Origin of the sequence: Pseudomonas sp. LAMO17WK12:I1, from assembly GCF_900177315.1 — a bacterium.
Lineage (GTDB): Bacteria > Pseudomonadota > Gammaproteobacteria > Pseudomonadales > Pseudomonadaceae > Aquipseudomonas > Aquipseudomonas marginalis.
Genome location: NZ_FWZV01000003.1, coordinates 105,789 through 127,457, shown reverse-complemented (window position 1 = coordinate 127,457; position 21,669 = coordinate 105,789). Strand labels below are relative to the sequence as shown.

Sequence of the window (21,669 nt, the reverse complement as noted above, 5' to 3'; positions counted from 1 at the left end):
TGGGAAAAGCACGTTGACCGCTTGTAGCTTTAGGCTTGTGGCTTGCCAAGGCCAAGTAGTAACGTAACTACATTCAACCCGCTCCAGGGGAGGCGCACCATGACTTTCACCACCATTTCCAGTCGCGAATTCAATCAAGACACAAGCGGTGCCAAAAAAGCCGCTCGCCAAGGCCCGGTTTTTATCACCGATCGCGGCAAGCCTGCCCATGTACTGCTAAGCATTGAGGACTACCAAAAGCTGACAGGTCTCAATGCCAACATCGTTGACCTGCTGGTGATGCCGGAAGCGGCCGATATCGACTTTGAAACCGAACGTGCCGTGATCACTCATCGACCCGTGGACCTCTCTTGATGTATCTACTCGACACCAACGTCATCTCTGAACTGCGTAAACCCCAGGCTGATGCAAACGTGGTCGCCTGGGCCAAAAGTGTCAGCGCACCGCGTATGTTTATTTCGGCAATCACCCTGAAAGAATTGGAAACCGGGGTCTTGCGCATTGAGCGGCGCGACCCGGCTCAGGGGAAGGTGTTGCGAACTTGGCTCAAACGTCATGTGATGCCGGCCTTTGATGCCAGAATCCTGCCCGTCGATGCTGCAGTCGCGTTGCGTTGCGCACACTTGCATATGCCGGACCGCGCCAATGAAAGTGACGCATTGATTGCCGCGACCGCGCTGGTGCATGGGCTCACGGTTGTCACGCGCAACGTCAGCGATTTCAAATCCAGCGGCGTTCCACTGATCAATCCTTGGGACGAATGACCGCTTCCTCCACGAAAACCGTCCATACTTCCCAAGTCAATTGATCCAGGTCACGTACACCATCAATTGATTTCCCCCAACGCGACCAAAGGTCGCACCCTTTGAGCACCATCGGGGGCGTATCATTACGCCACTGCAAGACCCTTAATTTGACCCCGGTTGGCACGTACTGGCCGAGGCAAATCTCCACCGCCGTGGGATGCAATGATGAGCAACCAGATACCGGTACATGACGTTACCCCGCCTGCCAAAAACGCCAGCAGTGCTGACACCAAGACTGTCGACCTGTACGCCTCGCGCGAAAAAATCTACACCCGCGCCTTCACCGGCCTCTTCCGCAACCTGCGCATGCTCGGCGGTGCCGGCCTGTTCCTGCTCTACTTCGGCACGGTGTGGCTGAACTGGGGCGGCCACCAGGCGGTGTGGTGGAACCTGCCGGAACGTAAGTTCTTTATTTTCGGCGCGACCTTCTGGCCCCAGGACTTCATCCTGCTGTCGGGCATCCTGATCGTCGCCGCGTTTGGCCTGTTCTTCATCACGGTGTACGCCGGCCGCGTGTGGTGCGGGTATACCTGCCCGCAAAGCGTGTGGACATGGATCTTCATGTGGTGCGAAAAGGTCACCGAAGGCGACCGCAACCAGCGTATCAAGCTGGACAAGGCACCCATGGGGGCCAACAAGTTCCTGCGCAAATTCAGCAAGCACACGCTGTGGCTGTTGATCGGTTTTGTCACCGGCATGACCTTTGTCGGCTACTTCTCGCCGATCCGCGAGCTGGTGTTCGACTTCTTCACCGGCCAGGCCGACGGCTGGTCGTATTTCTGGGTCGGCTTCTTCACCCTCGCCACCTATGGCAACGCCGGCTGGCTGCGCGAACAGGTGTGCATCTACATGTGCCCGTATGCACGCTTCCAGAGCGTGATGTTCGACAAGGACACCCTGATCGTTTCCTACGATCCACGCCGTGGCGAAGTGCGTGGCCCGCGTAAAAAAGGCACCGACTATAAGGCCCAGGGCCTGGGGGACTGCATCGACTGTACGATGTGCGTCCAGGTATGCCCTACCGGTATCGACATCCGCGACGGCCTGCAAATCGAGTGCATCGGTTGCGCCGCCTGTATCGACGCCTGCGACACCATCATGGACAAGATGGAGTACCCGCGCGGCCTGATCAGCTACACCACCGAGCACAACCTGTCGGGGCAGAAAACCCACAAGTTGCGCCCACGCCTGATCGGTTATGCCCTGGTGTTGCTGGCGATGATCAGCCTGTTGGCCGGGGCGTTCTTCATGCGTTCGCTGGTGGGCTTCGACGTGAGCAAGGACCGCGTGCTGTACCGCGAAAACGCCGAAGGGCGCATCGAAAACGTCTACAGCCTGAAGATCATGAACAAGGACCAGCGCGATCACACCTACGTGCTCGACGCCGCCGGCCTGCCGGACCTCAAGCTGCAAGGCCGACGTGAAATCAGAGTGGCGGCGGGCGATATCGTCAGCATGCCGGTGGAGCTGTCGAGTGCGCCGGAGCAACTGCCGTCGAGTACCAACGAGGTGAAATTCATCCTCACCGATGCCGATGACGCCAGCGTCCATGTTGAAGCCAAGAGCCGATTCATCGGCCCACAAGTTCGATAACGAGAGAACTGAACAATGCCCGTAGCCACTGCCGCAAGCCCCTGGTACAAGCACCTCTGGCCCTGGATCATCATTGGGATCCTGGCCTGCTCGGTGACCTTGACCTTGTCCATGGTGACCATCGCGGTGAACAACCCGGACAACCTGGTCAACGACAACTACTACGAGGCCGGCAAAGGCATCAACCGCTCCCTGGACCGCGAACGGTTGGCCCAGACCCTGCAACTGCGCGCCAAGCTGCACCTGGATGAGCTGACCGGCGAAGTCGAACTGCAATTCACCGGCTACAGCAACCCGAACACCCTGGAACTGAACCTCATCTCCCCGACCCAGCCGGAGAAGGATCGCAAGATCAACCTGACCCGCAGCGACAGCGAACCGGGCCGCTACATCGGCCAGGTCACCGACAAGGTCGAAGGCCGCCGCTTCGTGGAATTGCTGGGCGTGGAAGGCGACAGGACCTGGCGCCTGTTCGAGGAAGAAGAAGTCAGCCACGACAAGGATTTGCTGCTGGGTGATGAACCGTTGCAGGGTGCTGAAGACCTGAAAAAATAGCAGCGCCCATGACCAGCCCAACCCCCTGCTACCACTGCGCCCTGCCCGTCCCGTCCGGCAGTCGCTTCACCGCCGTGATCCTCGGCGAGCGCCGCGAGCTGTGCTGCCCCGGCTGCCAGGCCGTGGCCGAAGCGATTGTGGCCGGTGGGTTGGAAAGCTATTACCAGCACCGCAGCGAAGCCTCGGCCAATCCCGAGACGCTGCCAGTGCAACTGGTGGACGAACTGGCGCTGTATGACCGCGCAGACGTGCAAAAACCCTTCGTGCACCATGAAGGCGAGCTCGCCGAAACCACCTTGTTGATGGAAGGCATCAGTTGCGCCGCCTGTGGCTGGTTGATCGAGAAACACCTGCGCAGCCTGCCCGCCGTGGCCGAGGCGCGGCTGAACCTGTCCAACCATCGCCTGCAGGTGCGCTGGGCCGACGGGCAATTGCCGTTGAGCCAGTTGCTCAGTGAACTGCGCCATATCGGCTATGCCGCCCACCCGTATCAAGCGGACCGTGCGGCCGAGCAACTGGCCAGCGAGAACCGCCTGGCCCTGCGCCAGCTGGGGGTCGCCGGGCTGCTGTGGTTCCAGGCGATGATGGCGACCATGGCCACCTGGCCGGAATTCAATATCGACCTGAGCCCCGAGCTGCATGTGATCCTGCGCTGGGTGGCGATGTTTCTGACCACCCCCATCGTGTTCTACAGTTGTGCGCCGTTCTTCAAGGGCGCCATGCGCGACGTGCGTACGCGTCACCTGACCATGGACGTGTCGGTGTCCCTGGCCATTGGCGGGGCTTACCTGGCCGGGATCTGGACCGCAATCACCGGCGTGGGCGAGTTGTATTTCGATGCGGTGGGCATGTTTGCGCTGTTCCTGCTGGCAGGTCGCTACCTGGAGCGCCGTGCCCGGGAGCGCACGGCCGCCGCCACCGCGCAGTTGGTCAACCTGCTGCCCGCCTCATGCCTGCGCCTCAAAGGTGACGGCCAGAGCGAACGTATTCTCTTGAGCGAACTGGCGCTGGGCGACCGCGTGCTGGTGCATCCGGGCGCGGTTCTGCCGGCAGATGGGGTGATCCTCGACGGCCGCTCCAGCATCGATGAGTCGCTGCTCACCGGGGAGTACCTGCCGCTGCCGCGCCAAACCGGGGATGCGGTCACTGCCGGCACGCTGAACGTCGAAGGCGCGTTGACCGTCGAAGTGCGCGCCCTGGGCCATGAGACCCGCCTGTCCGCCATCGTGCGCCTGCTGGAGCGGGCCCAGGCCGAGAAGCCGCGCCTGGCGCAGATCGCCGACCGCGCCGCGCAGTGGTTCCTGTTGTGTTCGCTGATTGCCGCGGCGGTGATCGGCCTGTTGTGGTGGGAGCTGGATTCATCGCGGGCGTTCTGGATCGTGCTGGCGATGCTGGTCGCCACCTGCCCCTGCGCGTTGTCCCTGGCCACGCCGACCGCCCTCACCGCCGCCACCGGCACCCTGCACAAGCTCGGGCTATTGCTGACCCGTGGCCATGTGCTCGAAGGCCTGAACCAGATCGACACGGTGATCTTCGACAAGACAGGCACCCTCACCGAAGGCCGCCTGGCGTTGAAAGCGATCCGGCCCCTGGCCACTCTGAACATTGACGAATGCCTGGGCCTCGCCGCCGCCCTGGAAAACCGCTCCGAACACCCGATTGCCCGCGCCTTCGGGCGTGCGCCGCTGGCCGCCGACGAGGTGCTCAGTTCCCCGGGCCTTGGCCTGGAGGGCCGTGTCGGCACACGCCAGTTACGCATCGGCCAGCCGGGGTTTGTTTGTGCACTCAGTGGGTGCCCGACTCCCGCCGCTCCGGAGGATGACGGCCAATGGCTGCTGCTGGGCGACGGCGACGGTGCCCTGGCCTGGTTCGTCCTCGACGACCGCCTGCGCAGCGATGCCCCTGCCCTGCTGGCCGCCTGCAAGGCGCGTGGTTGGCGCACGCTGCTGCTGTCGGGGGACAGTTCGCCGATGGTCGCCAGCGTCGCCGCTGAACTGGGCATCGATGAAGCCCACGGCGGCCTGCGCCCAGACGACAAGCTCCACGTGCTGCAACAACTGCACAAGGAAGGCCGCAAGGTGCTGATGCTCGGCGATGGCGTCAACGATGTGCCGGTGCTGGCCGCCGCCGACATCAGCGTGGCCATGGGCTCGGCCACCGACCTGGCCAAGACCAGCGCCGATGCGGTGCTGCTGTCCAACCGCCTGGATGCCCTGGTGCAGGCCTTTACCCTGGCACGACGCACCCGTCGGGTGATCATTGAAAACCTGCTGTGGGCGGGACTGTACAATGGCCTTATGCTGCCGTTTGCCGCCCTCGGTTGGATCACCCCGATCTGGGCGGCGATCGGCATGTCCCTCAGTTCGTTGACCGTGGTGCTCAACGCCCTGCGCCTGACTCGCCTGCCGAGTGCGCAGGCCACAAGCGCCCCTTTGGTAACCCGCCCGCTGCCGGCTTGAGCCGCGCGGGCATGGAGTGCAGATGCCAGCTCTATACGTGATGATTCCGGCGGCGCTGCTGTTAGTGGGCGTGGCCATCTACATCTTCTTCTGGGCGGTGGACAGCGGCCAGTACGACGACCTCGACGGCCCGGCCCACAGCGTGCTGTTCGACGACCAGGACCCCAACCACCTGGCGGCCGTGGACGAAGCCAACGGCCCCGAGCAACCGCCCGTGCCCAAAGACCCGCCCCATGCTTGAGCTGGCGCCGCTGCTGGTCTCTGCGCTCATCCTCGGCCTGCTGGGCGGCGGCCATTGCCTGGGCATGTGCGGCGGGCTGATGGGCGCGCTTACCCTGGCGATTCCCAAGGAACAACGCAGCCGTCGATTCCGCCTGCTGCTGGCGTACAACCTGGGGCGCATCCTCAGCTATGCCAGCGCCGGGTTATTGATCGGCCTCGCCGGCTGGGCGGTGGCCAACAGCCCGGCGGCCCTGTTCATGCGTGTGCTCGCCGGGTTGCTGTTGATCTGCATGGGGCTGTACCTGGCCGGTTGGTGGAGCGGCCTCACCCGCATCGAAAGCCTCGGGCGCGGCCTGTGGCGCTGCATACAGCCCGTCGCCAACCGTTTGCTGCCGGTGTCCAGCCTGCCCCGCGCGCTGCTGCTGGGCGCGCTGTGGGGCTGGTTGCCGTGCGGGCTGGTCTACAGCACCCTGCTGTGGGCCGCCAGCCAGGGTAATGCGCTGGACAGTGCGCTGCTGATGCTGGCTTTTGGCTTAGGCACATGGCCAGTACTGCTGGCGACCGGGTTGGCGGCCGAACGCGTGACCGCGTTATTGCGCAAGCGCAGCGTGCGTATGGCCGGGGGCCTGCTGGTGATTATTTTCGGTATCTGGACCCTGCCAGGTCCGCACCAGCACTGGCTGATGGGCCATTAAAAGGCTATGTGGCATAGCGCCGCTCCCCGTTGATGCAAATCAAGATGCCCTACCGGCCACGCCCCTAGACTCGGCTCACTAGCCTATCCGGGGAATGCCCGCATGCTCGACGCCATTCGTTGGGACCCACATCTGATTCAACGCTACGACCTGGCGGGACCGCGCTACACGTCCTACCCCACCGCCGTACAATTCGACAGCCAGGTCGGCACCTTCGACCTGCTCCACGCCCTGCGCGAAAGCCGCAAGGCCACGCGACCGTTGTCGCTGTATGTGCATGTGCCGTTCTGCGCGAACATTTGCTACTACTGCGCGTGCAACAAGGTGATCACCAAGGACCGCGGCCGCGCCCAGGCCTACCTGCAACGCCTGGAGCAGGAGATTCAGTTGGTGGCCTGCCACCTCGACCCGAAACAGTCGGTTGAACAACTGCACTTCGGCGGCGGCACCCCGACCTTTCTCAGCCACGACGAACTGCGCCAGGTCATGGGCAGCCTGCGCCAGCACTTCAATCTGCTCGACGACGACTCCGGCGACTACAGCATCGAGATCGACCCGCGCGAAGCCGACTGGGCGACCATGGGCCTGCTGCGTGAACTGGGCTTCAACCGTGTGAGCATCGGCCTGCAAGACCTCGACCCCGACGTGCAGCGCGCAGTCAACCGCCTGCAAAGCCTGGAAGAAACCCGCGCGGTGATCGACGCCGCCCGCACCCTGCAGTTTCGCTCGATCAATATCGACCTGATCTACGGCCTGCCCAAGCAGACGCCGATCAACTTCGCGCGCACCGTGGAGGAAGTGATCAAGCTGCAGCCGGACCGCCTGTCGGTGTTCAACTACGCGCATCTGCCGGAACGCTTCATGCCCCAACGACGGATCAACAGCGAGGAACTGCCATCGCCGGAATCCAAGCTGCTGATGCTGCAGACCACCATCGAGCAACTGACCCAGGCCGGCTACCGCTATATCGGCATGGACCACTTCGCCCTGCCGGACGACGAACTCGCCATTGCCCAGGAAGAAGGCACGCTGCAGCGTAACTTCCAGGGCTACACCACCCACGGCCATTGCGACCTGATCGGCCTCGGCGTATCAGCCATCAGCCAGATCGGCGACCTGTACTGCCAGAACAGCAGTGACCTGAACGGCTATCAGAACGCCCTGGCCAGCGCCCAACTGGCCACCAGCCGTGGCTTGCTGTGCACCACGGATGATCGGTTACGTCGGGAAGTGATCCAGCAGTTGATCTGCACGTTCAGCCTGGCCTTCGAGCAGATCGAACAGGCGTTCAACATTGATTTTCGCGGGTATTTCGACGAGGTCTGGCCGCAACTTGAGGCGATGGCGCAAGACGGCCTGATCGAACTGGATGCCCAAGGCATTCGCGTGCTGCCCGCCGGACGGCTGCTGGTGCGTTCAGTCTGCATGGTGTTCGATGCGTACCTGGAGCACCAGAACCGGCAGCGGTTTTCGCGGGTGATCTAGTTACATCGACAACGACGCGGCTTTGAGCGCGTCATCGGCGCTCATGGTCTTCATCGCTTTGGCCAGAGAGGTCTGGGCCGTCATCAAACCTGCCTGCAACGAACTGATCGCGCCTTGCACATTGGCGGTCTTGGCCGGGGCCTGCTCCGGGGTCAAGCTTTTGTCTGCCGCGATCGCCTGAAGCTCAGCCATTTTCTCGGCGATCTGCTGTTTCAGCTTGCGGATCATTTTCAGCACCTCCTTGACGTTATCGTCCAGGCCGCTGTCGTCGATATCGGCATTCGCGCTTTTGGGCGCCCCGGCCGCCTTGAACGCTGCGGCGGAAATAGTCACCGTCACCCCTTCAATCACCTTGGTTTCAGGCGCCGGCGCGGTCACGGGCAGCTTTTCCTCGGCCTCGGCAGCGGGCTTCAAGTCCTGCACGCTGGGTACACGGATGGCAGGGTTGTAAGCCGCGATAACAGACATGATCCGAGCTCCGAAGGGTAGATATGCAACTGTATCGGCAACGGTACAAAAAGCTTTATACCGTTGCCTGTTTTTTGTACAGGCTGGCTTCACTGCCCACCAGTGCGGTACCCTTACGTCTTATGTGTGTTTTCCCACAAGGATTTAAGAAATGTCCGAGCCAGTCAAACTGCGCGCTCACAGCCAGGCTCACTGCAAGGATTGCAGCCTGGCCCCCCTCTGCTTGCCACTTTCGTTGAATCTGGAAGACATGGATGCGCTGGACGAAATCGTTAAACGCGGTCGCCCGCTCAAGAAAGGCGAGTTTCTGTTTCGCCAGGGGGACAAGTTCGATTCCGTCTATGCAGTACGTTCGGGCGCGCTGAAGACCTTCAGCCTGAGCGACAGCGGCGAAGAGCAGATCACCGGTTTCCACCTGCCCAGCGAGCTGGTCGGGTTGTCGGGCATGGACACCGAGATTCACCCGGTGTCGGCCCAGGCCCTGGAAACCACCTCAGTGTGCGAAATCCCCTTCGAGCGCCTGGACGAACTGGCCCTGCAATTGCCACAACTGCGCCGTCAATTGATGCGCGTGATGAGCCGCGAGATTCGTGACGACCAACAGATGATGCTGCTGTTGTCGAAGAAAACCGCCGACGAGCGCATCGCCACCTTCCTGGTCAACCTGTCGGCGCGGTTCCGTGCCCGTGGTTTCTCGGCCAACCAGTTCCGCCTGAGCATGTCGCGCAACGAAATCGGCAATTACCTGGGCCTGGCGGTGGAAACCGTATCCCGTGTGTTTACCCGCTTCCAGCAGAGCGAACTGCTGGCCGCCGAAGGCAAGGAAGTGCATATCCTTGACCCGATCCAGCTGTGCGCACTCGCCGGTGGTTCCTTGGAAGGCTGATGCAGACGCTTGCGGCCGCGCCAATCGGTGAGGCCGCAGGTATACTTCGAGTCCGTTTTCCGCCCAGGACTCTTCGACGATGACTTTCGATTCGTTCGACATCAAATCCCTGATCCGCCCCGTCATCGACTTCCCCAAGCCTGGGGTGATCTTTCGTGACATCACACCGCTGTTCCAATCGCCCAAGGCCCTGCGCCTGGTGGCTGACACCTTTGCCCATCGCTATGTCGAGGCCGATTTCAGCCATATCGGCGCGATGGATGCGCGCGGCTTCCTGATCGGCTCGATCATCGCCTACCAACTGAACAAGCCGCTGATCCTGTTCCGCAAGCAGGGCAAGCTGCCGGCTGACGTGCTGTCCGAGGGTTACCAGACCGAATACGGCGAGGCCTTCCTCGAAGTGCATGCCGACAGCCTGTGCGAAGGTGATTCGGTGCTGATGTTCGATGACCTGATCGCCACGGGCGGTACCCTGATCGCGGCGGCCAACCTGGTGCGACGCATGGGGGCGAAGATCTTTGAAGCGGCGGCGATCATTGACCTGCCGGAACTGGGCGGCTCGCAACGCCTGGAAGACATGGGCATCCCGACGTTTTGCCTGACCCGCTTTGCCCTGACCGAACGGTAACGGCTGCGCGAACTGACGCTATCAGGGGCAAGTGGAATCGCCGCCCTGCCCCTCCCACATTTGATCCTGCGCTGATCGTCAGAGCGCGATCGGTTTACGACCGGCGAACGAATGCGCCAACGTGCCGCCGTCCACCAACTCCAATTCGCCACCCAGCGGCACGCCATGGGCGATTCGCGAAGTGACCAGGCCTTTGTTGCTCAGCAGTTGGGCGATGTAATGCGCGGTGGCTTCACCTTCCACGGTCGGGTTGGTGGCCAGGATCACCTCGGTAAAGGTGCCCTGCTCCTCGATACGCGCCACCAGCTGCGGAATGCCGATGGCCTCCGGACCCAGGCCATCGAGCGGCGAGAGATGGCCCTTGAGCACGAAGTAGCGCCCGCGATAACCGGTCTGCTCCACCGCATACACATCCATCGGCCCTTCCACCACGCACAGCAGCGTGTCATCGCGGCGCGGGTCGGCGCATTGCGGGCAGAGTTCTTCTTCGGTGAGGGTCCGGCACTGGCGGCAGTGGCCCACCCCGGTCATGGCCTGGCTCAAGGCCTGGGCCAACCGGGTACCGCCGCTGCGATCACGCTCCAGCAGTTGCAGCGCCATGCGTTGGGCGGTTTTCTGGCCGACACCCGGCAACGTGCGCAGGGCATCGATCAGTTGGCGAATCAGGGGGCTGAAGCTCATGGGCGAGTGGTCCGACAAAACAACGAGACGCGGTTTATACCCGCGCCTCGGATTAGCGTCAAATGCTCAATCCTGCGCGACCCGTACCACCAACTTGCCGAAGTTGCGCCCTTCCAGCAAACCGATAAAGGCTTCGGGCGCCTGCTCCAGGCCCTCGACCACGTCTTCGCGGAACTTGATCTTGCCGTCGCGTACCCACGGCGCCATGGCGCTGAGGAACTCCGGCTGGCGATCACCGTAGTCGTCAAACACGATAAAGCCCTGGATCCGTACACGCTTGGTCAACAACGTGCGTTGCAGCGCCGGCAAGCGGTCAGGCCCGCTGGGCGCTTCATGGGCGTTATAGCCGGCGATCAGCCCGCACAGGGGGATGCGCGCCTTGGGGTTGAGCAACGGCAGCACGGCGTCGAACACCTTGCCACCGACGTTTTCGAAATAAATGTCCACGCCCTTGAAGCAGGCCTGGGCCAAGTCGTCGGCAAACGTTGCGCTCTTGTGGTCGATGCAGGCATCAAAACCCAATTCGTCCACCACGTAGCGGCACTTCTCGGCACCGCCCGCAATCCCGACCACACGCAGGCCCTTGAGCATGGCCACCTGGCCGACCACCGAACCCACCGCGCCGGAGGCAGCCGCCACCACCAGGGTTTCTCCGGCTTTCGGCTGGCCGATGTCCATCAGGCCCATGTAGGCGGTCATGCCCGGCATGCCCAGCACCCCCAGGGCCATGGACGGGCTGGCCAGGCCATTGGGCACCGGGATCAGGTTGCGGCCGTCGGAAATGCTGTGGCTCTGCCAACCGGTGGCGCCGACGACCAGATCACCCACCTCGAATTTCGGATTCCGCGATTGCTCGACACGGCTGACAGCCCCGCCGGTCATCACCTCGTCGATTTCCACCGGCGCGGCGTAGGACGGTGCGTCGCTCATGCGCCCGCGCATATAAGGGTCGAGGGAGAGGTAGAGCGTCTTCAGCAGGACCTGGCCGTCTGCCAATTCCGGCAAGGTCACCCGTTCCAGGCGGAAGTTTTCCGGCGTGGGTGCGCCTTGAGGGCGTGAGACCAGGACAATGCGCTGGTTCAAAGTCGGTTCGTGAGGCATGAAGGGCTCCTTGATCGAATCTATCGGTATAGGGTGCAGACCATGGGTGCCGCGCCAGGGTTCGATTGGATTGGCACAAACAAAAATGCCAGGCACGAGGCCTGGCATTGGAGTCTAGCTAAAGCCTGGCGATCAGAACGGCAGCTTCATGCCCGGTGGCAGTTGCATGCCGGCGGTCACGCCGGACATTTTGTCCTGGCTGTTGGCTTCGATCTTGCGCACGGCGTCGTTGACGGCCGCGGCGAACAGCGCCTCGAGCATTTCCAGGTCATCTTCGCCCACGCCTGGCAATACGCTTGGGTCGATGCTCACGCGCTTGATGTCGTGACGACCGGTCATCACCACGCTGACCATATCGCCACCGGCTTTACCGGTGACTTCGGCGTTGGCCAGCTCTTCCTGCATCTTGGCCATCTTTTCCTGCATCTGCTGCGCCTGCTTCATCAGGCCGGCCATGCCACCTTTCATCATGGGAATCACCTCAAAAGTACGTGGATCAATGAATAGCCCGGTGTCAGGATGACTGGGGCACCGGGGCTTCGACAGGTTCAATTGTATCTTGGCGAACGACCGCACCGAACTGCTGCATCATTTGCTGGATGAGCGGATCGCCGTGGATCGAGTCCTCAGCCTCGCGCTGGCGGTTGATACGCCGGCGGGTCGCGGCCTGGGCCGGGGTTTCCTGCTCGGGCTTGATCAACTCGATGGCGATGGTCAGCGTGCGCCCATGGTACTGGTTCAGGGCATCGTTGAGGCGCCGTTGTTGGGTCGCGTTGAACAGGGCGCTGTGGGCCGGGTCCAGGTGCAACAGCCAGTGGTCGCCGTCGATGGCGATCAGGGTGCAGTTGGCGGCGATGCTGCCGGTCATGCCGGAAATCGGCAGTTTCGGGAACAGCTCCAGCCATTGCAGGGCCAGGCCGGTGGCCGGTGCCGCAGCAGGCTCCGCCTCGGGTTCCGGGGCCGGCTCGGCGGTGTGCTCGCTGGCCAGGTCGTCCAGGTAGCTGTAGGCCGAATCCATGTCCGGCTCGATGTAGTCTTCGTCCAGCGGCGGTTCGTCGTCGAGGTCGATGCCCGGGGTTGCGGCTTCGACCTGGGCCACGGTCGGCTCGGGCACCGGGGCCGACACCCACTCGGGGGCGGCCGGTACCACGCTGTCCGGCGTCGGCGCAGGCATCGGCGTCAGCTCAGGCTGCTCGCCAGCGGTTTCCAGTACCGGCTCGACATAGGGCTGCTGTTCGACCTCGGCCTCAGCGTCTACCGGGTCATTCCAGGGCAGGTCGACCACAGGCTCGGGCTCTACAACCAGTTCCGGCTCCACCACCGCTGCCACCACCACCGGTGCCGGCTCAGGCGCCGGTGCAACAGGGGCAGCAACCACTGGCGCGACCACCGCCGCGCCAGCCACTGGTTTGACGGAATCAACTGTGGCCTGGCTGATCCCCACTGGCTTTAGCGGCTGTCTCGGTGCGTCTGCCGAATCCGCCGGCCGGAAGGCCAGCATCCGCAGCAGGACCATCTCGAAGCCTCCGCGCGGATCGGGCGCCAAAGGCAGGTCGCGACGACCGATCAGGCCCATCTGGTAGTAGAACTGCACGTCTTCGGCCGGCAACGCCTGGGCCAGGGCCAACACGCGGTCGCGGTCGCCATGGCCGTTGTCGACACCTTCCGGCAACGCCTGGGCGATGGCGACGCGGTGCAGCACATTGAGGATTTCCGAGAGCACACCGTTCCAGTCCGGGCCTTGCTCCGACAGGTGGCGCACGGCTTCGAGCAACGCCTTGGCATCACCCTCGATCAGCGCGTGCAGCACGTCGAACACCTGGCCGTGGTCCAGGGTGCCGAGCATGGCGCGCACATCGGCGGCCATGACCTTGCCTTCACCAAAGGCAATGGCCTGGTCGGTGAGGCTCATGGCATCGCGCATCGAGCCATCGGCGGCGCGGCCCAGCAGCCACAGTGCGTCGTCTTCGAACGGTACGTTCTCGACGCCCAGCACGTGGGTCAAATGCTCCACCACGCGCTCGGGGGTCATGTTCTTCAGGGAGAACTGCAGGCACCGCGACAGGATCGTTGCAGGCAGTTTCTGCGGGTCGGTGGTGGCCAGGATGAATTTGACGTAGGGCGGCGGCTCTTCCAGGGTTTTCAACAAGGCGTTGAAGGAATGGCTGGAAAGCATGTGCACTTCGTCGATCAGGTAGACCTTGAAGCGGCCGCGGCTGGGTGCGTACTGCACATTGTCGAGCAACTCGCGGGTGTCTTCGACCTTGGTGCGGCTCGCGGCGTCGATCTCGATCAGGTCGACGAAACGCCCTTCGTCGATCTCGCGGCACACCGAGCAGGTGCCGCAGGGCGTCGAAGTGATACCGGTTTCACAGTTCAGGCATTTGGCGATGATGCGCGCAATGGTGGTCTTGCCCACTCCACGGGTACCGGTGAACAGATAGGCGTGGTGCAGCCGCTGGCTGTCCAAGGCATTGATCAGAGCCTTGAGCACATGGGTCTGGCCGACCATTTCGCGGAACGAGCGCGGACGCCATTTACGTGCAAGAACCTGATAACTCATCGAAAACCGTCGCAACTGGGAAGCGGAAGCGGGTAATGCTAGCGGAGCAAGGGGGAAATTGCATCCGGCACGCTCGCCTAATCTGACTAAGCTCTGCTGACTGGCCCCGAAAAGGCCTGAACCCGGAGAGTGTATGCGCGTAGTCCTGGGCGCTTTATGGATGATGACCACGGCTTGCCTGGCGGCGCCTGCACCGCTGCGTTTCTCGGTTTCCGACAGTTGGGCGATGCCCATGGTGCAGGTGGAGAACGGCCGGCCTACACAGGGGATTTTGTATGATTTGATGTTGAGCCTGGCCACCCAGGTTGGCCAGCCGGCGGAATTCCACGTGCTGGCCCGCGCCCGTATCGCCACAGCCATGGGGCACGGGGATATTGATGTGCGCTGTTATGTCACCCAGGCGTGGGTCGACAACCTGTCCGGCGACTACATCTGGAGCTTGCCTTTAATGGTGCAGCGCAATGTGCTGGTCAGTGTGCGCAACCAGCCGGTGCAGGTGCTCAAGCTGACACCCCAGCCGATCGGCACGGTGCTCAACTATCGCTATGGCGCCCTCGACCCACTGTTTGCCAACGGCCAACTCACCCGCGACGACGCCCGCAGCGAAGAACAGGTGCTGCACAAGCTGGTGGCGGGGCGATTCAACTACGCAGTGAGCAATGAATGGATCGTCGACCGTTTCAACCAGAAAATGCCAATCAGCCAGCGCTTGCACAAAGTTGCGCTGATTGAGGAGCAAAACCTCGGCTGCATCGTGCGCAACGATCCCGACGTGCCGGCCCAAAAGATCCTGCGCACTTTGCTGCGGATGAAAATGTCCGGCGAAATCGACGACATCATCAAGCTATACACTGGCGAAGACCCGGTCCCCCTGCACGCTCCTGACAAAAACTGACAGGCACTCCTTATAGACTCGGCGCCACACCACGCCCGTTCTCAAGGAGCCCACATGAACACCCTCGCCCATTACTTCCTGCTGTACGTCGACAGCCCGGCCACCAGTGCCCATTTCTATAGCCGCCTGCTGGGCAAGCCGCCGGTCGAATTGAACCCGACCTTTGCCCTGTTCATTCTGGACAATGGGGTAAAGCTCGGGCTGTGGTCGCGTCATACCGTCGAGCCGGCAGCCCGGTTCACAGGCGGTGGCGGTGAAGTGGGCTTCTCGCTGCCCGACATGGCCGCCGTGGACGCGTTGCACGACCAATGGGCAGAACGGGGCGCCATCATTGTCCAGTCACCGACGCCCATGGACTTCGGCTACACCTTCGTCGCCCAGGACCTCGACGGCCACCGCTTGCGCGCGTTTAGCCTGAACGACTGACCACCAGCGCCCCTCCAGGCTGATGGCCGCCACGCTGGCCAGCACGATCACAGCGCCCAGCATCACCTGCACGGCAATGTGCTCGCCCAGCAACGTCGCGGCCATCACCATCGCCACCGGCGGGATCAGGTACATCGCCACCGACGCGCGGCTGACCTCCACATGCTTCAACACATACCCCCAGGCCAGATACGCCAAGGCGCTGGGGAAAATCCCGAGCACCAGCACCGCCACGTTCTCTGCCAACGGCGCCTGCACCACTGCAGCCGGCAGGCCCGGCAGGTTCACACACAGCATCAGGGTGCCCGCCCACACCATGTAGCACGCCATGGTCAGCGGACTGTAGCGGTGGGCATAGTGTTTCTGCAGGGCGAAGTACACGCTCCACGACACCGCCGCCAGCAGGATCAACAAGCCACGCGGGTCGATCTCACCCAGCCCCTGATCCCCCCAGATCACCACCAGCACGCCGAGCAGCCCCAGCAAGACGCAGCCCCAGCGCCAGGCACTGACCCGTTCCTTCAGACAGAAAAACGCGATCAGCACACTGAACAACGGCGCCGACTGCGCCAGGACGCTGGACGCCGCTGCCGTTACCCATTGCTGCCCATAGTTGAGGCTGGTGTGATGCAGGAACACGCCGAAGAACCCCAGCACCAGCAACCACGGAACATCCCGCAGGCGCGGCCGGCCGATGCCCATCACCAGTGCCACACCGCCCATGAACAGCGAGGCAATCAAAAACCTTAGCAACGCCAATTGGCCGGGACTGTAGCTGTGCAGCCCCATGTGCACGCCAATCGGCGAATAGGCCCAACACAGGATGACGCTGGCGATGACTAGCGTAAGCTTTACAGGTGAAGGGGTATTCATCGATGGCGTCCAGAAACCGGGAAGGAGTGCCGTCAGTCTTGGCCCGGGCAAGGCGCAGGACAATTAACCGTTTCTGACTTCTGCAATCACTGGAACTGAGCAATGGAACTGGCCCAACTGAAAATGGTGCGAGCGGTGGCACAAACCGGCAGCGTGGCCCAGGCGGCCGTGCTGCTGCATTGCGTGCCGTCCAACATCACCACGCGCATCAAGCAGCTGGAAGGCGAGCTGGGCACACCGCTATTCATCCGCGCCGGACGTGGACTGGCCATCAGTGCCGCCGGTGAGATTTTCCTGGATTACTGCGAGCGCATCCTGGCGCTGGTGGATGAGTCCAAACGCGCCGTGGACGCCAATGCGATTCCCCGTGGCACCTTGCGTATCGGCGCGGTGGAGTCCAGCGCCAGCGGGCGCTTGCCGCCCCTGCTGGCGGAGTATCATCGGCGCTACCCCGATGTCAGCCTGGAACTGGTGACCGGCGCCTGGGGCCCGTTGCTCGACGACCTGCAACACCACCGCCTGGACGTGGCGCTGGTGGCCGCCGGCAACAAACGCACCAAGCTCGAACACAGCGTGGTCTACAGCGAACGCCTGGTGCTGATCGCCAGCGCGTCCAGCGCCCCCATCAGTGGCGCCGAGGACCTCGCCGGCCGCACCCTGCTGGTATGGCCACCCGGCTGCCCGTATCGCGCAGCCCTGGAAAACTGGGTCAAGCCCCATGACTTCAAGCCGACCATCGCCAGTTATGCCAGCTGGGGCACGATTATCGGCTGCGTCAGCGCGGGGATTGGCGTGGCGTTGGCGCCGGAGGGGATCCTGGCCCGCTATGAGCAGGCCAACCAGCTGGCGTCTTATCGATTTGAAGAGTTGGCGGCGGTGGATAACCTGCTGTTCTGGCACAAGGACACCCAGCGGCATCTGGCCAGGGACGCATTTGCCGAGCTGTTGCGGGAGACTTTTGACTAACTCGCAACATGTTGTTTCGGTTATCCTCCAGCGAAATTAATTCAAAATGTAAGGGACTACCATGAATTACTTCCGCCTGTTGTTGGCGGCGGCCGCTCTGAGCCTGCCTGCCGCGCCTGCCGTTGCTGCTGCCTCGCCTGCCCCCATTGAAACCAGTGCCCCCGCCGAAACAGCCGAGCACTTTCTGGCGTCACTCAACCAAAAGACCGGCACGGTCACCCTGCCCAGCGGCATCGCCACCCTCAAGCTCACCGACGAGTTCTACTACCTCGACCCCGCCGATACCGAGCGCTTGCTCACCGATGGCTGGGGCAACCCGCCGGGCTTCAAGACCCTGGGCATGATCGTGCCCAAAGCCGTCAGCCCATTGTCGGAACGCGGTTGGGGCGTGATCGTCAGCTACAAGGCAGATGGGCACATCTCCGACGAAGATGCGGCAAAAATCGACTACGCCGACCTGCTCAAGCAAATGCAGGAAGAAGACGAAGCAGAGAACAAGGAACGCCAGAAACAAGGCTACGCCGGCCTGCACCTGCTGGGCTGGGCCGAGCCACCGCGCTACGACGACACCACCCACAAGATGTATTGGGCCCGCGAACTGAAGGCTGACGACGCCGACCAGAACACCCTCAACTACAGCATCCGCGTGTTGGGCCGTGAAGGCGTACTGGAACTCAACGCTGTGGCCGCCATGGCCGACCTGGCCACCATCCAACAGGAATTGCCTAAGGTGCTGGCCTTTACCAACTTCACCGACGGCAACCTCTATACCGACTTCAACCCGAAAACCGACAAGCTTGCCACTTACGGCCTCGCCGCGCTGGTTGCCGGTGGGATCGCCGCCAAGGCCGGGCTATTTGCCAAGATCGGTATCTTCCTGCTGGCTGCGAAGAAGTTCCTGGTGATCGGCGTAGTGGCGCTGCTCGCAGTGATTCGCAAGCTGTTCAACCGCAGCAAGGCCTGAACCCCAGGCACAAAAACGCCGCAGCGTGCCCGGCACACTGCGGCGATTGGGATGACTCAGTTGGGCGCGACCAGTCGACTGTATTGATCCTGGCTGATCCAGCCACTGAACGAGCGGTCGTCGTCATTGATGAACTCGACCTGGGCCCAACCGTCCTTGAAGGCCAGCACACCGACCACATCGCGCTTGACGATATACGGACGCTTGGCGGCCTTGGCGCCTGGGGTTTTCAGCAGGTAAGCCTTGTCGGCGGATACCGTCACCAGGCCGATCCATTGTTTGCTGGCGGTCTGGGTCAGGTCCAGGCCGGTGGCAATCTCCGGCATCAGTACGTTCAGGCAGCCGGGGTGCTGGCGGCCCTCTTCCACCGTCAGGGTCACGCCATCGGTCGAAGGCGCCAGGCTGCCGGGATGAGCCTCGTCAAGCCACGTGGTGAGCGCCTCAGGCTTGCCTTGCAGGTAAAACGCGCAACGGCGGGTGACGCCCTCGCCCATGGCTTCCGAATAGAACCCTTCGACCTGATGCTCCGGCGTCACTGCCAGCATCAGCCCTTCGTACTTGCCCGAATGCAACGCGGCCGAACCGGCCAAGGCAGGGCCCACGGCGCACAACGACAACACACCTATCGCTAGAAAACGGATCATCCTATTTTTTCCCTTCAAGTTTTTCGTAGGCTTTTTGCATAAGGACGTCGTAGTTGCCGTAGTCCTCGCCGTTATAGTTACGTGCCATGCCGGTAAAATCCTTGGCTTTCATGGCCTTCATCAATGCCGGGCTCTTGCTGCAAAAACCGAGGAAGGCTTTTAGTTGGTTACCGGCATTCACCTTTAGTGCTGCCGAAAACTCAAACACCGTCTTGTAGCCGCACGAGGCAAAGTTAAAGCCCATGATCTGGAACATGCCCCACGACGCCGACATGAGGGCCGCTTCCTGGTCCAGGCCAAAAGCGGTGGCCATGGTTTCCCAAGCCTTGGCCTGGTCCTTGTTATTGGCCTGCCACTGCGGCCCGGCCTTTTTCTTGTAGGGGTAGGACAGCAGCGGGTGCGCCTGGTCGTAGATGTGCTTGGTGTACTTGCGAAACAAGTGCCCTTCAAACGCGATCACCGGCAACTTGGCCGGCCCGAACCCGGAACGCCCACCTGATTCCACGGTGGCGAAGGCCTTGATGATATTCACCGAAATACCGCTGCCCAATTGCGTGGCAGCATTCTGGAAATCCGTTTCACTGAGGGTCATGCCCCCGTCGCACGTGGCCTGGAGCATCAATTGCCGGTTACGCCGCTCGGCCTCGATCATCGCGCGCATGCGGTCCAGGTACACATTGACCGTGGCCTGCACCGCATCGCCCTGGTTGTTGCCGAATGCATTGAGAAAACTCGGGATGCGCATCGTCGGAAAGGCCTTCACCGGCACCTTCACCGCTTCTTCGATCAGGCTGTTGAACGTACGACCGGTGGGGTCGACCACACCATCGGGATGGGCATACTTGAGGTGGCGAAACTGGTATTGGCTGATGCACTGCACCAACTGGCCATCGCACTTGCCGTTTTCGGCCAGCGGGAAACCCATCTTGGGAATGATCAGATTGAATAAATACTGGATGCACTGCACATCGGCGGGCAAGTTGCGGGCTTTACCCGGCGCACCTACCGAAGCACTGATAAGACGGGGTAACCCTTGCAGGCTTTTCATCAAAGACATCCTTGTTAGTTAAAGAAGTGATAGCACTTCAATATCAAGTCGGCGCCCTCGTCATACTCTGTAACAAGTGGCCGGCGGAAACTAACAAGGCAGTTTGGGGTTGTCCAGAGGGGTGTTGGAAAGTTGTGAAACAACCATCATCGACCGCGCAATAAAACATCGGCAGTTGACTGAAAACAGGTCATTTGGATTTGAATCGAAGGGGGACTGCAAGGAAGAGCGCTATGGAGGCAACCCCACCAGCCACACCCCGGCACACAATGTTCCCGCTGTGGCTGCTGCCTTCCGGCTCTGACCAGGTTCACGGGTAATCGTTGCGGGGGGACCGATGGGGTCACCATAACGACGCTGGCCTCTCGGCAAGCGGGGCCATTGTACCGATCTCATCGGAAGTTACAACCGTTGGCAACGGATTAAAAATATGAAGAGGTTCAAGCACTTGCCATGGCCGTCAGCATCCCCTCCCACAGGGGTTCATCATTGTGCCTGCAACACCTCGTCCGCCCGGCCACCCTCTTCCTGGATCACCAGGTGGATGAAGTGCAGCTTGGCGATCACCGCCGGTGGCAGCACGAATGGGTAGAAGTCCGGCTGGCCCATGGCGCGGGACAGTTCATTGAGCATGCCCGCCAGTTCGATCCAGGCGTTGACGAAGGACAGGAATGCCACGCCGCCGGGATGTTCGGGGTCATAGAGGGTGGTGAGGGGGAATGGCTGGTAATCCAGGTCCATCTCACGGGCGCTCATGCCAAAGCCCAGGGCGGTGTCGACGGCGTCCATCATGTGCAGGTAGTGGGCCCAGGTTTCCGCCCAGTCTTCCCAGGGGTGCATGGTGGCGTAGGCACTGACGCAGGTCTGCTGCCAGTCGGGGCGTGGGCCGTTCTGGTAGTGCTGGTCGAGGGCCTCGGCGTAACTGGCGCGTTCGTCGCCGAACAGGCTGCGAAAAGGCTCCAGCCAGTGGCTGTTGGCGATCAGGCGATCCCAGTAATAGTGACCGACCTCATGGCGAAAGTGGCCCAGCAAGGTGCGATAGGGTTCGCGCATCTGCACGCGGATTTTTTCGCGGTGGGCGTCGTCGGCTTCCTTGATGTCGAGGGTGATCAGGCCGTTGGCATGCCCGGTCATGGGCGCGTTGCCTTCCAGGTCGATGCCGACGAAGTCGAACGCCAGGCCGCTGTCCTCGTCGACGCTCTTGGGCACCACTTGCAGGCCCAGGCTGATCAACTGCGCCACCAGCCGACGCTTGGCGGTCTCCACCTTGCGCCAGCGCTCAGGGTTCTCCGGGATCGACAGGTCGGGGATGGTGCGGTTGAGGCTGCACGCCACGCACAGCGGTGCGGTGCTGTGGGCGGGAATCAGCCAGTTGCAGGCCGCCGCGGTGTCAAGGTTGGCGCAGCGGCGGAAGGCGCCGGCATCGAGGTTGTCGTCCTGTAGCCAAGTGCCATCCACCGGCCCCGGCTGCAGGGAGGACAAGCGGCTTTGCTGCGGCTGATAACCCAGCAGGGCCTGACAGGCCAGGCATTGGCTGTTGCGAAAGAACAGCGCTTGCCCGCACCGGCACTGCCACACCTTGCTGTTACGCGAGGTTTCGGCCATGAACGGTGCGGCGATGCGCGAACTGAGTTGCTCGAAATAGCGGAACATGGCGATCTCTCCCTGGGTGACTGAGACTAGATCATCTGGGACTCAGGATCGTTCCACT

At 62.2% G+C, this 21,669-nt stretch carries 23 protein-coding genes and 1 other RNA gene; 14 read left to right on the top strand and 10 right to left on the bottom strand.

Going from position 1 to position 21,669, the window contains the following annotated elements; translation table 11 throughout:
* Window positions 1-99: 99 nt before the first annotated feature.
* The 8 genes from B9N88_RS05705 (at window position 100) to hemN (ending at window position 7,815) form a co-directional block, all read left to right on the top strand.
* Window positions 100-354: a type II toxin-antitoxin system Phd/YefM family antitoxin gene (locus tag B9N88_RS05705; RefSeq protein WP_027603731.1), complete on the top strand. Its 255-nt coding sequence runs from the start codon at window positions 100-102 to the stop codon at window positions 352-354.
* Window positions 354-764, top strand: coding sequence for a type II toxin-antitoxin system VapC family toxin (locus B9N88_RS05700; RefSeq protein WP_027603730.1), 411 nt, complete (start codon window positions 354-356; stop codon window positions 762-764). The genes B9N88_RS05705 and B9N88_RS05700 overlap by 1 nt, the downstream gene beginning before the upstream one ends.
* Window positions 765-971: 207 nt before the next feature.
* Window positions 972-2,399, top strand: a complete 1,428-nt coding sequence (gene ccoG / locus B9N88_RS05695) for a cytochrome c oxidase accessory protein CcoG (RefSeq protein WP_027603729.1) — start codon at window positions 972-974, stop codon at window positions 2,397-2,399.
* 15 nt (window positions 2,400-2,414) lie between these two features.
* A complete protein-coding gene (locus tag B9N88_RS05690; protein WP_027603728.1) occupies window positions 2,415-2,954 on the top strand; it encodes a FixH family protein in 540 nt (179 codons plus the stop codon).
* 8 nt (window positions 2,955-2,962) lie between these two features.
* Window positions 2,963-5,413 carry a heavy metal translocating P-type ATPase gene (locus B9N88_RS05685; protein WP_027603727.1) on the top strand — a complete coding sequence of 817 codons (2,451 nt, stop codon included), beginning with the start codon at window positions 2,963-2,965 and terminating at the stop codon, window positions 5,411-5,413.
* Between the two features lie 22 nt (window positions 5,414-5,435).
* Complete coding sequence (gene ccoS / locus B9N88_RS05680; protein ID WP_027603726.1) at window positions 5,436-5,654, top strand: cbb3-type cytochrome oxidase assembly protein CcoS; 219 nt, start codon at window positions 5,436-5,438, stop codon at window positions 5,652-5,654.
* Window positions 5,647-6,330, top strand: coding sequence for a sulfite exporter TauE/SafE family protein (locus B9N88_RS05675; RefSeq protein ID WP_027603725.1), 684 nt, complete (start codon window positions 5,647-5,649; stop codon window positions 6,328-6,330). Before ccoS ends, B9N88_RS05675 begins: the two co-directional genes overlap by 8 nt.
* Window positions 6,331-6,432: 102 nt before the next feature.
* Window positions 6,433-7,815 carry an oxygen-independent coproporphyrinogen III oxidase gene (hemN, locus tag B9N88_RS05670; protein ID WP_027603724.1) on the top strand — a complete coding sequence of 461 codons (1,383 nt, stop codon included), beginning with the start codon at window positions 6,433-6,435 and terminating at the stop codon, window positions 7,813-7,815.
* On the opposite strand, the gene B9N88_RS05665 is transcribed toward hemN, so the two are convergent.
* Window positions 7,816-8,283: a hypothetical protein gene (locus B9N88_RS05665; protein ID WP_081744372.1), complete on the bottom strand. Its 468-nt coding sequence runs from the start codon at window positions 8,281-8,283 to the stop codon at window positions 7,816-7,818. It lies immediately after the preceding gene.
* A 151-nt stretch (window positions 8,284-8,434) separates the two neighbouring features.
* Here B9N88_RS05665 and fnr point away from each other — a divergent pair, with 151 nt between their 5' ends.
* Both fnr and B9N88_RS05655 read left to right on the top strand, forming a co-directional pair.
* On the top strand, window positions 8,435-9,169 hold the full coding sequence (gene fnr, locus B9N88_RS05660) for a fumarate/nitrate reduction transcriptional regulator Fnr (protein WP_027603722.1): 735 nt from the start codon (window positions 8,435-8,437) through the stop codon (window positions 9,167-9,169).
* A gap of 79 nt (window positions 9,170-9,248) precedes the next feature.
* Entirely contained in the window at window positions 9,249-9,797 is a 549-nt protein-coding gene (locus tag B9N88_RS05655) for an adenine phosphoribosyltransferase (protein ID WP_027603721.1), read from the top strand.
* Between the two features lie 78 nt (window positions 9,798-9,875).
* Here the strand turns inward: B9N88_RS05655 and recR are convergent, their stop codons facing one another.
* The 4 genes from recR to dnaX form a co-directional block, all read right to left on the bottom strand.
* Entirely contained in the window at window positions 9,876-10,478 is a 603-nt protein-coding gene (gene recR, locus B9N88_RS05650) for a recombination mediator RecR (protein WP_027603720.1), read from the bottom strand.
* Between the two features lie 66 nt (window positions 10,479-10,544).
* A complete protein-coding gene (locus B9N88_RS05645; RefSeq protein WP_027603719.1) occupies window positions 10,545-11,579 on the bottom strand; it encodes an NADP-dependent oxidoreductase in 1,035 nt (344 codons plus the stop codon).
* A gap of 132 nt (window positions 11,580-11,711) precedes the next feature.
* Complete coding sequence (locus B9N88_RS05640; protein ID WP_003193199.1) at window positions 11,712-12,050, bottom strand: YbaB/EbfC family nucleoid-associated protein; 339 nt, start codon at window positions 12,048-12,050, stop codon at window positions 11,712-11,714.
* A gap of 43 nt (window positions 12,051-12,093) precedes the next feature.
* Window positions 12,094-14,142: a DNA polymerase III subunit gamma/tau gene (gene dnaX / locus B9N88_RS05635; protein WP_027603718.1), complete on the bottom strand. Its 2,049-nt coding sequence runs from the start codon at window positions 14,140-14,142 to the stop codon at window positions 12,094-12,096.
* Between the two features lie 133 nt (window positions 14,143-14,275).
* Here dnaX and B9N88_RS05630 point away from each other — a divergent pair, with 133 nt between their 5' ends.
* Together B9N88_RS05630 and B9N88_RS05625 are read left to right on the top strand one after the other, a co-directional pair.
* A complete protein-coding gene (locus tag B9N88_RS05630; RefSeq protein ID WP_027603717.1) occupies window positions 14,276-15,037 on the top strand; it encodes a substrate-binding periplasmic protein in 762 nt (253 codons plus the stop codon).
* Between the two features lie 54 nt (window positions 15,038-15,091).
* Window positions 15,092-15,463 carry a VOC family protein gene (locus B9N88_RS05625; protein WP_027603716.1) on the top strand — a complete coding sequence of 124 codons (372 nt, stop codon included), beginning with the start codon at window positions 15,092-15,094 and terminating at the stop codon, window positions 15,461-15,463.
* On the opposite strand, the gene B9N88_RS05620 is transcribed toward B9N88_RS05625, so the two are convergent.
* Entirely contained in the window at window positions 15,377-16,336 is a 960-nt protein-coding gene (locus tag B9N88_RS05620) for a DMT family transporter (protein ID WP_027603715.1), read from the bottom strand. The genes B9N88_RS05625 and B9N88_RS05620 overlap by 87 nt on opposite strands.
* A 102-nt stretch (window positions 16,337-16,438) precedes the next feature.
* Here B9N88_RS05620 and B9N88_RS05615 point away from each other — a divergent pair, with 102 nt between their 5' ends.
* Together B9N88_RS05615 and B9N88_RS05610 are read left to right on the top strand one after the other, a co-directional pair.
* Window positions 16,439-17,302, top strand: coding sequence for a LysR family transcriptional regulator (locus B9N88_RS05615; protein ID WP_027603714.1), 864 nt, complete (start codon window positions 16,439-16,441; stop codon window positions 17,300-17,302).
* A gap of 61 nt (window positions 17,303-17,363) precedes the next feature.
* Window positions 17,364-18,266: a DUF2167 domain-containing protein gene (locus B9N88_RS05610; RefSeq protein ID WP_027603713.1), complete on the top strand. Its 903-nt coding sequence runs from the start codon at window positions 17,364-17,366 to the stop codon at window positions 18,264-18,266.
* A gap of 56 nt (window positions 18,267-18,322) precedes the next feature.
* On the opposite strand, the gene B9N88_RS05605 is transcribed toward B9N88_RS05610, so the two are convergent.
* The 4 genes from B9N88_RS05605 to B9N88_RS05590 form a co-directional block, all read right to left on the bottom strand.
* The gene (locus B9N88_RS05605) at window positions 18,323-18,910 is read right to left on the bottom strand and encodes a hypothetical protein (RefSeq protein WP_027603712.1); all 588 of its coding nucleotides are present in this window, start codon (window positions 18,908-18,910) and stop codon (window positions 18,323-18,325) included.
* 1 nt (window position 18,911) lies between these two features.
* Window positions 18,912-19,958, bottom strand: coding sequence for an N-acetylmuramidase family protein (locus B9N88_RS05600; protein WP_027603711.1), 1,047 nt, complete (start codon window positions 19,956-19,958; stop codon window positions 18,912-18,914).
* A 243-nt stretch (window positions 19,959-20,201) separates the two neighbouring features.
* Window positions 20,202-20,298, bottom strand: an RNA gene (gene ffs, locus B9N88_RS05595) — signal recognition particle sRNA small type.
* Between the two features lie 146 nt (window positions 20,299-20,444).
* Window positions 20,445-21,611, bottom strand: coding sequence for a zinc-binding metallopeptidase family protein (locus tag B9N88_RS05590; RefSeq protein WP_027603710.1), 1,167 nt, complete (start codon window positions 21,609-21,611; stop codon window positions 20,445-20,447).
* Window positions 21,612-21,669 lie beyond the last annotated feature (58 nt).